9 protein-coding genes, 1 pseudogene and 1 other annotated feature are annotated in these 14,275 nt (G+C 62.3%); of the genes and pseudogenes, 6 read left to right on the top strand and 4 right to left on the bottom strand.

The genetic code is table 11. The features are described 5' to 3' along the window. Genes BLW83_RS04255 through BLW83_RS04245 form a run of 3 tightly spaced genes read right to left on the bottom strand, consistent with a single transcriptional unit; the run spans nt 1 to nt 3,322 of the window. Nucleotides 1-843, bottom strand: coding sequence for a fumarylacetoacetate hydrolase family protein (locus tag BLW83_RS04255; protein WP_090845988.1), 843 nt, complete (start codon nt 841-843; stop codon nt 1-3). Nucleotides 844-845: 2 nt separating this feature from the next. Continuing rightward, on the bottom strand, nt 846-2,342 hold the full coding sequence (gene mhpA, locus BLW83_RS04250; RefSeq protein ID WP_090845986.1) for a bifunctional 3-(3-hydroxy-phenyl)propionate/3-hydroxycinnamic acid hydroxylase MhpA: 1,497 nt from the start codon (nt 2,340-2,342) through the stop codon (nt 846-848). Nucleotides 2,343-2,344: 2 nt separating this feature from the next. Further along, nucleotides 2,345-3,322, bottom strand: a complete 978-nt coding sequence (locus tag BLW83_RS04245; RefSeq protein ID WP_090845984.1) for a VOC family protein — start codon at nt 3,320-3,322, stop codon at nt 2,345-2,347. Between the two features lie 229 nt (nt 3,323-3,551). Between BLW83_RS04245 and BLW83_RS04240 the strand changes: the two are divergent. After that, nucleotides 3,552-3,665, top strand: a pseudogene (locus BLW83_RS04240) (transposase); the annotation flags it as partial. A 310-nt stretch (nt 3,666-3,975) separates the two neighbouring features. On the opposite strand, the gene BLW83_RS04235 reads toward BLW83_RS04240, so the two are convergent. Then, a protein-coding gene (locus tag BLW83_RS04235) for an IS3 family transposase (RefSeq protein ID WP_090845982.1) occupies nt 3,976-5,210 on the bottom strand; the annotation gives its coding sequence in 2 pieces (ribosomal slippage) (nt 3,976-4,910 and nt 4,910-5,210; 1,236 coding nt in all). Next, nucleotides 4,807-4,923 (bottom strand) — a sequence feature (AL1L pseudoknot). (Overlaps the previous gene by 117 nt.) 728 nt (nt 5,211-5,938) lie before the next feature. Here BLW83_RS04235 and BLW83_RS16060 point away from each other — a divergent pair. The 5 genes from BLW83_RS16060 (at nt 5,939) to BLW83_RS04210 (ending at nt 14,137) form a co-directional block, all read left to right on the top strand. Further along, nucleotides 5,939-6,157, top strand: coding sequence for a ribbon-helix-helix protein, CopG family (locus tag BLW83_RS16060; RefSeq protein WP_090845980.1), 219 nt, complete (start codon nt 5,939-5,941; stop codon nt 6,155-6,157). Then, nucleotides 6,154-8,067, top strand: coding sequence for a DNA methyltransferase (locus BLW83_RS04225; protein WP_218139079.1), 1,914 nt, complete (start codon nt 6,154-6,156; stop codon nt 8,065-8,067). The genes BLW83_RS16060 and BLW83_RS04225 overlap by 4 nt, the downstream gene beginning before the upstream one ends. Further along, nucleotides 8,054-10,183: an N-6 DNA methylase gene (locus BLW83_RS04220; protein ID WP_143042740.1), complete on the top strand. Its 2,130-nt coding sequence runs from the start codon at nt 8,054-8,056 to the stop codon at nt 10,181-10,183. The genes BLW83_RS04225 and BLW83_RS04220 overlap by 14 nt, the downstream gene beginning before the upstream one ends. Beyond that, nucleotides 10,173-13,439, top strand: a complete 3,267-nt coding sequence (locus BLW83_RS04215; protein ID WP_090845979.1) for an N-6 DNA methylase — start codon at nt 10,173-10,175, stop codon at nt 13,437-13,439. The genes BLW83_RS04220 and BLW83_RS04215 overlap by 11 nt, the downstream gene beginning before the upstream one ends. A gap of 233 nt (nt 13,440-13,672) precedes the next feature. Next, nucleotides 13,673-14,137: a hypothetical protein gene (locus BLW83_RS04210; RefSeq protein ID WP_143042738.1), complete on the top strand. Its 465-nt coding sequence runs from the start codon at nt 13,673-13,675 to the stop codon at nt 14,135-14,137. The last annotated feature ends 138 nt before the right edge of the window (nt 14,138-14,275 follow it).

Raw genomic sequence — 14,275 nt, 5'->3', positions numbered from 1 at the left:
TCATCCCTCGTTGCGCACGGGGTTCGACAGCGTGCCGATGCCGCTGATCTCGACCTCGCAGACATCGCCATCGCGCATCCACAGCGGCGGATTGCGGCGCGCGCCGACACCGCCCGGCGTCCCCGAAACGATCACATCGCCCGGCAACAGCGGCAGGATGGTCGAGCAATAGGCGATCAGCCGCGGGATCGAGGCAATCAGCAGCGTCAGATCGGTATCCTGCACCACCTGCCCGTTCAGGCGGGTTTGCAGATGCAGGGCCGAGGGGTCGGGGATCTCGTCCGCTGTCACCATCCACGGGCCAAAGCCGCCGGTCCCCGCAAAGGTCTTACCGGGCATGAACTGATGCGTGTGCTTTTGCCAGTCGCGCACCGAGCCGTCGTTATAGCAGGCATAGCCCGCGACATGAGACAGCGCGTCAGCTTCGGAAATCCGGCGGCCTTCCTTGCCGATGATCACCGCCAGCTCGCCCTCGTAATCGAACATGTCGGATTCCAGCGGCTTGATAAGCGGCTGGCCGTGGCCGATCTGGCTGCCGGCATAGCGGGCGAACAGGACCGGGTTCGGGGTTTCCTCGCGCCCGGTTTCCTGGATGTGATCGTGATAGTTCAGGCCGACGCAGATGATCTTGTCGGGGTTCGGGATCACCGGATCATGCCGGACCGCGTCAAAGGCGAAATCGGGCTTTTCACCGGCCAGCGCAGCGGCGGGGGCCAGATCGCCCTGCGCCAGAAAATCGCGCAGCGTCGCGGCCAGTCCGCGCTGGCCCAGATCGACGATGCCGCCGTCGGTGACAAGACCCCAGCTGGCGCGGCCATTGGTGGCAAAGGAACACAGTTTCATGGTCAGACCATCTCCGGAATGCTGGAATTGACAGGGTTGGGCAGCGCCCGTTCAACAAGTTGTGCCAGTTCGGCCTGGGTATCGGCGCTGCCAAGCGTATGGCGATCGGGGCGCAGCAAGACCGCGCCCACCCCGAAACGCGCCAGATGTTCCGCCGCATCGGGCGAATTGGCGGTGCTGACCAGCGCTACGCCGGCGGGCAGATCAAGCCCTCTGGCCAGTTCGGCATCGGCGACGACCACCCATTTGTGGCGATGGGCATCATCCATCAGCGCGCCGCTTGCCAGATGCGGCTGGCCGAACAGCCGCCCGGCCGCCGGGCCATGGCCCAGCCCCTCGCCCAAGGGGGGCGCGATGCTTTCCATCCGGGCGATGCCGCCACTGCCGGGCAGGGCCTCTCGCAGCGCCGCCTCGGTGCCGCAGGTATTGATCAGCCCGCCAAGGCGCACCGCGGTCTGGATATATTCACGGGCATTGGGCTTGCGCTCGGACGTATAGCTGTCCAGCACACGCTCGGTCTCGTCCTTGCCGAGCGACCCATGGCAGGCCAGCGCCAGTTTCCAGTATAGGTTGGCCGCATCGCGGATGCCCGCGCACATGCCCTGCCCCATGAAGGGCGGGGTCTGGTGGCAGGCGTCGCCCGCCAGAAACAGCCGGCCCCGGCGCCAGTCCTCGGCCACCAGCGAATGGAACACATAGACCGCCGCGCGCTCAAGATCGGCCTCGTCGGGGCGCACCCAGGGGGACAGCATTTCCCAGACCTTGTCGGGGCGGATCATCTCGGCCGAATCCTCGTCCGGCCGAACGGTGATTTCCCACCGCCGCCGCCGGCCCGGTATCCGCACATAGGTCGAAGGACGCTCGGGCACGCAATACTGGATCGAGTGGTCGCCCAGCTCGGGCTTGTCGTCCCTGAGGATCACGTCCACCACCAGCCAGCGTTCGTGAAAGCCGTAATCCTCCATCCCCGTCTCGATGAAGCGACGGACAAGCGACCGCGCCCCGTCGCAGCCGACGACATATTTCGCGCGGGCGCGCTGGATCTTGCCCCGGCTCATGTCCTCGTAACGCAGGGTGACGCCGGTCTCGTCCTCCTCGACCAGAAACAGGTCGCAGCGGGTGCGCACCGTCACCTGCGGCCGATCGACCATCGCCTCGCGCAGCAGGCGTTCAAGGTCGGGCTGGTGGAAACGATAGTTCGAGCGCCAGCCCTGCGGCCCCTTGCCCGGCGGGCGCGGCCAGTCCAGCAGCAGCTTGCCGTCCGGCCCGACAAAGCGCATCCCCGGATGCTGGCAGGTCAGCGGCTCCATGGCATCGGCGATGCCGATCCATTGCAGAACCCGCATCACCTCGCCGTCGAAATGCACGGCGCGCGGCAGGTGATAGGCGGCGGCTTCGCGTTCCAGCACCAGTACCTTCAGCCCGCATTGCCCCAGCAGATGGGCCAGCGTGGCCCCGGTCGGGCCATAGCCCACGATGGCGACGTCATAGTTTTCCACGCCTATCTCCCCGATTTCGCAAGTTCGCCATAAAGCCACGGACAATCCGGCACCGGAGGCGCCCGGCGCCCGCGTGCCGCCGCATCCATGCGCATGTCGCGCAGCCGTTTGCGGCCGCCCTCTTCGGTCAGATACAGCCGCTCGTGTCCCCAGAAGCTGGGTCCGTCATGGGTCTGATGCGGCTCCCATGTGGCGGGGTCGATCAGGCGACCGCCCCAACCGTTCTCGACAAAGAACCCCGAGGGCGAATGCGCGTAAAAGCTGGTCATATAGTCGTTCGTATGGCGCCCCAGCGTATAGGCCACGCGTTCATCCTGCTGCGCGATGTCAAAGCCCTGCCCCACATCGTCGAGATTCTGGAACTCGACCATGAAGTGGTGGAAACCGCGCTGCCCCGAGCCGACCATGGCAAAAGAATGATGCCGCTCGTTCAGGTGAAAGAAATAAAGACCGTAAGGCTCAAGCCCGTAATCCGAGACGTGGAAATCCAGCAGATCCCGGTAAAACGGCATCATCACGTCGATATCCTGCACATGCAGAACCGCGTGCCCCATGCCCAGCGGGCCGGTCCTGAACCCGTCGATCGGCCGGCCCGGCACGAAAGGGTCGCTGGCGATCATCGGCGCGTGAAACAGTTCGACCCGGTTGCCCATCGGGTCCAGAAACCAGATCAGATCGCCCACGAAACGCCGGTCGGCCAGTTCGCGCGCCCCCAGATGGACCTCGACCCCCACCGCATCCAGCCGCGCAGCATAGGATTGCAGGTCGGATTTATGCTCGACCTCGAACCCCAGAAAGGCCAGGGTCTCGCCCGGCTCGTCCGAGACCAGCAGCCGCTGGACCTTGTCGTCCATGCGAAAGGCCAACGCCTTGCCGCCGCGGTCGATTTTCTGCATCCCCAACAGATGCCCTGCGAAATCCGACCAGTCGTCCAACCGGTCCGAACGCACCCCGAGATAGCCCAATGCATTGATTGCCACGGCATACTCCCATCAAATTCCGGATGATCCGCTTGCCGGCGCCCGTCCCGACGCCGGGGCGAAACTCCTGCTCCCGCAAAGGGCTTTGCCGCAGTCCGGCCCGAGAATCAGCAACGCCGCCGATTCTGTCCGCCAGGCGGACAGGCCGGCCGGCTGGCGGGGTAATCCTCCCGTGGTTAAGGGGATGCGAAGGTAGAATTTTCTCGACAAGATGGACGAGGAGATTCCGATGAAGAAGAGCCGTTTCACCGAAGCCCAGATCATGGGCGTGCTGCGCCAGGCGGAGGGCGGGCTGCCCGTTTCCGAGCTTTGCCGCGAGCATGGGATCAGCAGCGCGACGTTTTCGGCAGCGTAACCCTCATCCGCGCCCACAAAGCACGGGAAGGGCGCAAGCGCGCCGCCGAACGGCGGCGCTTGGCACGTGATAAAGATCGGAAGGGATCAGAACGCAAACTATAACTTTATAGTTATAGTTAACATTAGAGTTGGTGTTATAGTTAAAGATAATGTTAGAGTTGACAATGTGAGCGAATACGCGCACGCTTGGCTTCATGTTCGTAATCACCTTCGCCAATCCAAAGGGCGGATCCGGAAAGACGACATCCGCCATGTTGAACCGCCCCGGGTTTACCGGAGAGTTTCTGGTTCGATGATTAGGCTGCTTTTTCGCCGGCGTTCAAGCTTGCATAGAAGGCCTCCTCTGCTTCGTGCGGCGTGACGTAGCCAATGGCGCTGTGCAGGCGGGTGTTGTTATACCAGTCGACCCATTTCAGGGTTTCCCATTCGACCTGACCAGCGGACTTCCAGGGGCCGAGGAACTTGATGACCTCGGTCTTGAACAGGCCGATGATGCTTTCGGCGAGGGCGTTGTCGTAGGAATCTCCGACGCTGCCGACCGAGGTATCGATGCCGGCCTCCGCGAGCCGCTCGGTGTATCGGATCGACAGGTATTGGCTGCCGCGGTCGCTGTGGTGGATCAGCTTGTCAGCCTCGGACGGCGCCCGCTGGCAGATGGCCTGGTTCAGGGCATCGAGGACGAAACCGGTGGTCATTGAGGTCGAGACGCGCCAGCCGACGATCTTTCGGGCAAAGACGTCGATGATGAAGGCCACGTAGACCATGCCCTGCCAGCTTGAGACATAGGTGAAATCGCTGACCCAGAGCTGGTTCGGCATGTCTGCCACGAAGGCGCGGTTCACCTTGTCGTCCGGGCAAGGCTGGGCCGCATCGGGGTTGGTCGTGATGACCTTCTTGCCGCGGACAACGCCCTGTAATCCCATCACCTTCATCAGCCTCTCCACCGCGCAGCGAGCGATGTCGCGCCCTTCACGGCGCAGTTGGTGCCAGACCTTGCGCGCGCCATATCGGCCCCGACTGCCATCGAAGGCTTCCTTGATGGCAACCATATCCAGACGATCCTGCCTGGCCCGATCCGATGCCAACTCAGGATCACGCTCCACGGCCTTGAAAGCGTAGAACGTCGATGGTGCGATCCCCAGAACCCGGCAGATCGGCCCGACACCATGGACAGAACGGTGATCGTCGACGAACGCGATCATTTGCGGAAGGGGCGGTCGAGCTCCGCCGCAGCGAAATATGCGCTGGCCTTCTTCAGGATCTCATTGGCTTGGCGCAGTTCACGGTTCTCACGCTCCAAGGCCTTGATCCGCGCCTTCTCCTCGCTCGTCGGTCCGGACAGCTCGCCTGCATCACGCGCGGCGCGCCGACACCAGTCCCGCAGGCTGAAAGATGAACAGCCCAGCTTCGAGGCAATTGCCCGGTAGGCGGCACTGTCGCTGCTGTAATCAGAACGATGTTCGCGGAAAAGCCGAACGCCGCGCGCGCGGAACTCGGCCGTGTAGCTCGGGGTGTGTTTCTTGTCTGTCATGAGGCTCACCTTTTGAGAGTTTTACTCTCCGGTAAACCCGGGGCGGTTCATTTCCACAATTGTCGGCATCAGGGTAGCGAAGAGCTTTTTCGGCTTCTCGACCCACTGCGGCTGCTCGCCTGGCAGTTCGTGCCGTCATCCGCTGTGTGAGTGGCTTGGCTCCCACCTTGGCGCTCGCTCTCGCAGCACGGCTTTGCGTAAGCGCGTCTGCCGTTTGCACTGGGGATAACGGCGTCGGCGCGGGCGCCCGGCCAACCGCCTTCTTTTGCCAGTAACCCGGCCGCGGATAAGGGATCTGCCACTGGTCGCATAGCTTCGCCAGGCGAGGTCCATCAAGGCCAAGTTCAGGTCCGACACGGTTGAGCGGACGCTCCCATACCAAGGCTTAAAGTTCTTCACGTGAAAGATCAGCCGCTGTCCGTGTTGTTGCGCCGTCCATGATAGTGTCCGTGAGAATCATCGTCCGGCCGAAACTACTGCGGGCGAAGCTCATCGATAACCGGTGTTCCATGACTCTGCCGAGCACCAGCCATGATGGTGTTCTCGCTGTCTTGATGACCTGTGGGGGCTGATGGCCCTGCCGGCGCGAGGGCGACGCCCCTACCAACACACACACTCCAACAGGCGTCAGAAATGCGCTGTTCTCGCGAGTCAAAGTGATGCATTATGTTGCAATTAGAATCACATCTCGCTAAAGTGAACAATAGGGGAACATTAGCAGGCCCACCATGAGTGATCGATCAAAAAAGCTCGGCCCCCGGGTCACAGTCAGCGTCACGCCGGGAGACTATGACACGCTTAACGCGCTCGCAGAAAAGGACGACGTATCCGTGTCTTGGGTCGTGCGGCGTGCCATCCAGGAATACTTGCGGCGACACCAGCGGCCCACGCGTGCGGCGCGGCGGCCGGCTCTTGACCAGCAAACGGCGGCACCGGCGCGGACATGAAACGAATGAGAATGCCGGGGGAAAACGGACAGATGCTTCACACCGCGACCAAGCCACGCAAGTCAGCGCCGGCGATACCCGCCAAGTCTCTGGATGCCCTCTATGGTCAGCCGCTGGCTGCAAAGCGCACCGGTGCCCTTTATGGGGCCTTTCCCTACCCGACAAAAATTTCCCCGGAGGCGATTGCCCTGTATATCGCCGCCCATACCAAGCCCGGCGATACCGTGTTTGACGGGTTCGGGGGTAGCGGAACGACCGGCTTGGCCGCACTGCTTTGCGAGCGGCCGCCAGAGGAACTGCGCGCGGAAGCAATCCGCCTTGGTCTTGACGTGCAATGGGGTGCTCGCAATGCCGTTCTGTATGAGCTGGGCGCGCTCGGCTCGTTTGTCGGCCGGACGCTGACTAATCCGCCCGATCCTGCCGCGTTCAAGAAGGCCGCCGAAGATGTCTTGGCCGCCGGGGAGAGCGAAGACGGCTGGATGTATGAGGCGCGCGATCCCTCCGGTGCTAAAGGCTCCCTTCGCCATCTGATCTGGAGCGATAAGCTGCACTGCCCCGGTTGCCACAGCTCTGTCACCTTGTGGGATGCGTGCGTTTCGCTCGATCCTGCGGAGATATCCTCCACCTTCGCTTGCCCGAAGTGCCGCCATGAAGCGTCGCTGGATGATGTGCAGCGGGTGACGGTGCAGGAACAGGATGACGTGCTGGGCGAGCAGCGCGCCTTGCGCGGGCGCGCGATGGCCCGCGTGTATGGTTCGACCGGGAAAAAACGCTGGTCGCGTCCGGCCACAGCCGCCGACCTGGCTCTTGTCAAGAAGATTGAGGCGGAACCGATCCCGTCCTGCGTGCCGCAGGCGCTGATCCCCTGGGGCGACCTCTATCGCAAGGGCTACCATCAAGGAATTACCCACGTTCATCACTTCTACACGCGGCGCAATCTCATCGTCTTCGCCCGCATGTGGGAGCGCGTGGAATCCTATCGCGGCGCGCTCCGCGAGGGGCTGCGTTTCTGGCTGCTCAGTTATAACGCGGCGCACGGCACAATCATGACCCGCGTCGTGGCGAAGTCCAGCCAGAAAGACCTAGTCGTCACCAGCGCCCAGCCCGGCGTGCTCTATGTCAGCGGCCTTCCAGTGGAGAAGAATTTTTTTGCAGGATTGCGGCGCAAACTGACAACGATTGCGCAGGCGTTTGAGACAATCCACGGAGGCAGCGGCAAGGTCGAAGTCGTCCATGGCTCCAGCTGCGCTGTCGCGCTGCCATCCGGGAGCATCGACTATGTGTTCACGGACCCGCCCTTCGGGGCTAACATACCTTACGCCGAACTCAGTTTTATAAACGAGGCTTGGCTCAAGACGTTCACCGACCGCACGGATGAAGCCATCGTCAGCCCAGACCAGGGTAAGGCCATTGACGAGTATCGGGACCTGCTGACCCGGTCGTTCAGCGAGGCCCGCCGGATATTGAAGCCGTCCGGCAAAGCCACGATGGTGTTTCATTCCGCATCCGCCGAAGTCTGGAACGCCTTGCAGCGCGCCTACCAGGATGCGGGCTTTGACGTGGAGTATGCGGGGGTTCTCGACAAGAAGCAGGGCAGCTTCAAACAGGTCACAACGGAAGGAGCCGTGCGCGGCGACCCCGTGCTCCTGTTGGGGCCACGTCGCAAGGCCGGGGCCCGGATCGAAAGCAAGACCGGAGCAGATGAATGTGTATGGACAGTCGCGACGGCCCTTCACCGCGCGGCGACCGCCGCGCATGATCCAGTCGAAGCGACGGCGCAGAGGCTTTATTCCCGCCTTGTGACGCATTTCCTCAGCCATCATCAGCAAGTCCCGCTCGACGCTGATGTCTTCTATCGCTGGTATGCGAAACAGAAGCTGCCGGGAGTTCCATGCAGTGCCGGCGACTGACGCGGTCGGCGCGATCAGATCCTCGGCGCGGTCCTTTGAGGAAAGCCTGCCGCCGGCTCAGCGCAAACGGCTGGGGCAGTTCTTTACCGGGTTGCCGCTGGGGGCGCTTCTCGCGCACCTAGCGCTCAACTCCGGCGCGCGCACGGTGATCGATCCGATGGCTGGGCATGGCGACCTGCTTGATGCGGCAGCATTGACGGCGCAGGCGCGGGGAGCTCGGCTCAGCCGACTGGACGGCATAGAGCTTGATTCCGAAACAGCCGCCTTCTGCGGTCGCAGGATGGCGGCTTTGCAGGCAGACGAAGCTGCGGAGAGCAGCCATATTCTCACGGGAAGCGCTTTTGACCCCGCCGCCATCGCGACGCTGGATACGCCCGGCTACGATCTCGTCATCACCAATCCCCCCTATGTGAGATACCAATCGCAAAACGGGAACGGTGCCGGTGTCGGTGACGTGCGCCGGGGCCTGTCCGCGATTGTTGATGCGCGCATGATCGGCGGCGAGCGCGCGCTCTGGCAGGCGCTGGTTGACGGCTATTCGGGTCTTGCCGATCTTTCCGTACCGGCCTGGCTCCTGTCCGCCCTGTTGACACGGCCGGGCGGCCGCCTGGCCCTTGTTGTTCCCGCCACCTGGCGTTCGCGCGACTATGCCGATGTCGTGCGCTACCTGCTGCTGCGCGCGTTTCGCCTTGAGTACATTGTCGCGGATACCCAGCCCGGCTGGTTTTCCGATGCGCTGGTGCGCACGCACCTTGTGATCACGCGGCGGCTTTCATGGGACGAGGCGCAAGAGCCTGTGTCAGCCCGGTCGTCCCTGCCGATCGCAACCTGGCTGCAAGTTGGTCCGGCGGCTGCGGGCGGAGAGTCGCTTGTGGGCGGTGCCTTTCCCGGTTCGGAACCGGAACGGGACTTTGCGGCATGGGCCGGCGCGGCGAATGGGGACGTGCCGGGCATTGAGCGCCGCCCCTTTGCGCTGGATGAGGAATGGCGCACGCTGGAGCAGCGCCTTGAACGCAAAGGCTGGTTTCAGAAGGCCGAGAACAGGGGCCATGCGCTGCCGCTATTTTTCGCCGGGGACGTAAGGCCGACGGTGGTACCGGAAGGACTGCGCGACATGCTGCCGCCCGGCGCGGCACCGGCGCACCTCCAGACAATTGAACAGGCGGGTATCCGGGTCAGCCAAGGCCTGCGTTCGGGCTGTAACCGCTTCTTCTATATGACCATGGCCGGTGACGAAGAGGGCGAAACCGTCACCGTCGAAGCGTCGGACAGCTTTCAGAACATGCAAGTCCGCGTTCCCGTGGCGGCGCTGCGCCCCGTTCTTCATCGTCAGGCGGATATGCAAGCCTTTGCGGACGGGCGCGGTCCGGCCACGCGCGTGCTTGATTTGTCTGATTGGGTTCTGCCGGAAGATCAGAGGCTCGTCGCAGAAGCGGCGGAGGCTTATCGTAAGCGGCGCGTGTCTGCGCCCCGCGTCATGCCGCCCGAGCTCGCTTCGTTCGTACGTCTGGCAGCCCGGACTGCGCTGGACCTGAAAAAGCCGGCACGGTTCATTCCCGACCTTTCGGCGGTGCGTACCAATGTCCGCCGGCCAAGCAACGGCCGCGACGTTCCGCGCTTCTGGTACATGTTGCCGGCCTTCACCGCGCGCCACCTGCCCTCGATCTTCACGCCGCGGATCAATCACGGGACACCGGCCGTCGCGCTGAATACGCAGCCGCCGGTTTTGATCGATGCCAACTTCTCAACCCTGTGGGCGGATGAGAAGCGATGGACAGCGCATGCGCTCTACGCCCTGTTCCATAGCAGCTGGTGCAGGGCGGCAATGGAAGCCGCCGGTACGCCGCTTGGCGGCGGCGCGCTCAAACTCGAAGCGACACACATCCGTCAAGTGCCAATTCCCGCTTTATCGCACGGCGACTGCGAGAGACTTTCCGCGCTCGGACAGCAGCTTGCTGCGGGCGTGCCATCAGCCCGGCACCAGATCGATGTGTTCATCCTAGCCGCTTCGTTGCCTGGTATGAATGAAAACGACCTCAAGAAAGTAGCGCGCCATATCGACTCTCGCCTTGAGGCTGCGTGCGCCGCCCGTCAAAGGACAGTGCATGACAGCTGATATTGCCCGCATTCGTGAAACTATCGCGCGCAGCCGCATGCTGCGGGATGCCGGTCATGTCGAGGCGGTGCTGCGCAGCGAGGTCCAGGGGCGATTGCGGCTTATGTTCCCGGACACCGCGCACGAGACTTGGATCAACAACTACACCGAAGGAACGGAAGCCCATACCAAGGTGGGCACGGGATCAGGCAAAGCCGCATCCCGGTTCATCGACAATTTGGTGGGTTCGACCACGATTGAGTACGAATCCGACCTGCGCAACACCGCCAAGCGCGACACCGGTTACGCGCAGGTGCAAGAGCAGGCGGCGGGGCTTGTCCGCGCGGGCATGCCGGTTTCCACGGTCCGGGGCGTGCTGTCCGACACGGTCGAATGGTACGCCTATGATGCCGTACTTGCAGCGGGGGTCGATCCATCCGCCTGCACCGCTGCCGACATCGCGCTCGTTGTTATCGACGAACTCAAGCTGCCCGATGACAGCGTACTGTCCGCCGAGCAGCTTGGCGGCTTTATCAAAAAGCATCTGGCGCGCGAACAGTCGCGGCCGTTGCGGTCCGAATTCCTCGCTTCCGACCTTGGCATGGACTCGGCCGCATATAAGAGCAGCGCGGGGCCTTTGTCGCTGCTGGTGGACGAGGGGCGCAAGGCCGATCCGTCGGCGGACCTTGCCACCGATCTCTGGTCGCAGTTCGTCGATCATCTGGAGGGGCCGGCAGGAACTTTCCGCACCGCCGCGTATGTCGATGAAGCTTACGTGACCCTTCTCGCGCGGCTTCTGAGCGCGAACGTGCTGACAGGCAAGGCGGTGCTGAGCACGGACGACGAACTGAAGGCAATCTTGAACGGCGAATTCTTCCGCAACAATTTCCAGTTGGAGAATGTGGTCGAGCAGGATTATTTCGGCTGGCTTCTCAGCCCGTCGCACATCGACCGGCTTGTTGCAGTGGCCCGCGACCTCCAGCGCGATCTCTATGCTTACGATTTCAGCTGGTATCCCGAAGAGGATTTGTTCGGCCGCTTTATGGCGCAACTCGCCCGCCGCAGCCAGCGCAAGCTGCTCGGTCAGGAATGGACCCCGCACTGGCTCGCCCGTCTGCTTGCCGACCGTTGCATCGACGGCCTGCCGAACGGGGAAAGCCCCCGGATCGTCGATATGTGCTGCGGATCCGGTACGATGCTCGCGGAAATCATAAAGGCCACACGGATCCGGTTCGGCTTTTCTACCATCGAGCAGCTTGAAGACGTAGCAACTGGCTTCGACATTGACCCGCTGGCCGTCAGTCTCGCCAAGACAACTTGGGTCGTCAGCCTCTCGGCTGAGATCAAGGCGGCGACAAAGCCCATCGTCATCCCGATCTATCATGCGGACTCGCTGTTCGCCGTCACGCCAGTTTCCGCGTCAGTTCCGCTAGTCGGCGAAAGCGATACCATTCCGGTATCGCTTGACGGCACGACCGTACATTTACCGACAGCGTTGGTGCAGCCAACGTACCGGGAGTTTTTCGACCGGATCGTGGACTGGGCCTATGACGAGGCGCATGATGCGCAGCGGCGCGGAACCGTTGCGGATTTCACAAAGGCGGACGCAGACAGTTTTCTCGACGGCACCATCGCGGCGTTCGGGGTCACGTTGTCGCCGGAGCTTTACAAACAGCTTTCCGATGCGCTGTTCCCGCTGGCGCATTGCATGGCTGAACTGGCTGTTGCCGGGCGCAACGGCATCTGGGCGTTCATCCTGCGCAATACCTACAGGCCGGGCCTTCTTGCCGGCCACTTCAACGGGCTTGTGTCCAATCCGCCATGGCTTGCCATGAGCGGGCTGGCCGACAATCCGTACCGGGACTTGCTGAAAGGCCGGGCGAAACTCTACGGCATCCAGCCCGCAGGACAGTCCTTTCTCCATCTTGAGCTGGGCACGATGCACCTGCTTCATGCCATCGACCGTTATTTGGGACCTGATGCCTGCGTTGCCTGCCTTGTACCCGGCACGGTGCTGAACGGCACCCACCACGAAAGGCTCAGGCAGCATGATTTCCTAACAAGCGACCGTCCGGTGCCGTTCGACATCGCCGAAATTTGGCAGGTCGCGCCCGGAACATTCAAATATCCCGGCGCGGCGCTGGTCGGTCACAAAAGAGCGAATACGACCGGGCTTCCACAAAGCACGTTTAGCGGCTTTATGGCGACCGACGCGGGATTGGATGCCGCAGGTTTTTCGGTTCGCACCATCGGTGCGGCACGCAGCGCCTGGGTTCTTGAAACGGGCAGCGGTTCGGCCGTGGCCGGCGGTGGCGGCGACCTGCCGCAGCAGGGGGCCGACCTTATGCCGCGCACGGCCGTATGTGTGGACATCCTCCAGAATGCGGGGGCGGAATACCACGTCGATACGCCGACGCGCGGTTCCGCATGGGGGTTTACCATCAAATCAGCCAAGGAAATGGCGGCGGACCGATTCCCCGGCCATGTCGCGCCGCGCTTTATTTTCCGCATGGCTCAGTCAGAAAACCTGCTGCCGTTCGTGCTCGGTGTCCATCGCGCGCCGCTCGCTCTGCCGGCGCTGCGTGAAGCGAGTGGAACTTGGAGCATTCTCGACGAGGCCGAAATCCGCAGGCAGGGATTTACCCAGACAGCACGCCGGTTTGCCACAATCAACCAGAAGCTTAAGACGGTCGGGAAAGGCAAATCGCTCCAGCAGCGCATCGATGAGCGGGGCAAACTCTCCAGGCAAGTCTTAGGGACGACCGGCTACCTCATTCTGGCCGGCGCCGGCGGCAAAATTGTCTGCGCGGCGTGCGTTCCGGTTGCGCAAGCCCAGGACCTTGTCGTTGACCAGACCCTGTACTGGAAAGTCGTGACGGACGCGGACGAGGCCTGGTATCAGATCGGCATGCTCAACAGCCTAGCGCTCACCAACGCCACTCTCGCGTTTAACCCGAAGGGCGATTTCGGCGAACGGCATCTTCACACCCTGCCGTACAGGATGATGCCCGCATACGACTCCGGCAACGGCGATCATCGGAAGATCGGGGTCCTTGCCAAGGATATTGCCGTACTTGCAGAAGGCCATTGCACGACAGACCCGTATCTTTCTGATCCTGCCAAAGCACTGACGGCGCGTCGCCGCAAACTGCGTACGCTGCTCGATGCATCGCCGCTTCTGGCGCAACTTGAAACGCTGGCGCAGTCGGCGCTGGCCGGCACATCCACAGCGTTGTCCGATGGGAGCAGCAGCAGGACGCAGGCACCGTCATGCTGATCGGCCAGAATGCCGCGGATCTGTGGCTTCGCTGCGGGGCCAATAGTCAACCGATCACTCGCCGCACCACAATACAATGTAACGGTGAAGAAATGCTACTGGGATCACTATCATCCTCAATATATGTACCCCTAAAATGGCCGAACGAAGTAGATAGACGGCTACACGCTCAGCCGAGGTAAATCTGTGGGCGCTATCATTGCTGAACATGCGGATAGATCAAGGGGATGCCTTTGGGTAATGGAGACGTAAAACCGCTTACTAAGTGTCGATCTGCCGGCACGGCCTACACGCGTCGCGCTGACGTTGAACAGGCACTGGTAAAGCTGACCAAACAGCCGCGCGAGGAAATCGTCGCAGCCTTGAAGGTCCGAGACAGATCGTCACCTCTGTACATAAAATCCGAATGCATCGTTTATCTCATACGCGACACGCGCAACGACAACGACGAGAGCTATTTCAACGAACTCTATCGCGAGCTCATGCGGCGGCTTGCCTCTGCGCTACCACGCATCTCGGGTGAGCAGGCAGGCCGATCAGAGAATGTACATGCCGCCGCTGGGCGAGAACGCGTAATGGACATATTCATCGCCAAGCTCATTGAAGATCGGGCTGAGGCAGGGTCGGCTCTCGATTATTTCGAGGTGATGTTCGCCGGTGCCATCGCCGCTCTCCGCACGACGTCGATGCACAGGTAATCCTCCCCGTGGTTAAGGGGATGCGAAGGTAGAATTTTCTCGGCAAGATGGACGAGGAGATTCCGATGAAGAAGAGCCGTTTCACCGAAGCCCAGATCATGGGCGTGCTGCGCCAGGCGGAGGGCGGGCTGCCCGTTT

The sequence above is a fragment of the Paracoccus alkenifer genome, assembly GCF_900108405.1.
Taxonomy (GTDB): Bacteria; Pseudomonadota; Alphaproteobacteria; order Rhodobacterales; family Rhodobacteraceae; genus Paracoccus; species Paracoccus alkenifer.
This window is presented reverse-complemented; position numbering and strand designations above follow the sequence as displayed.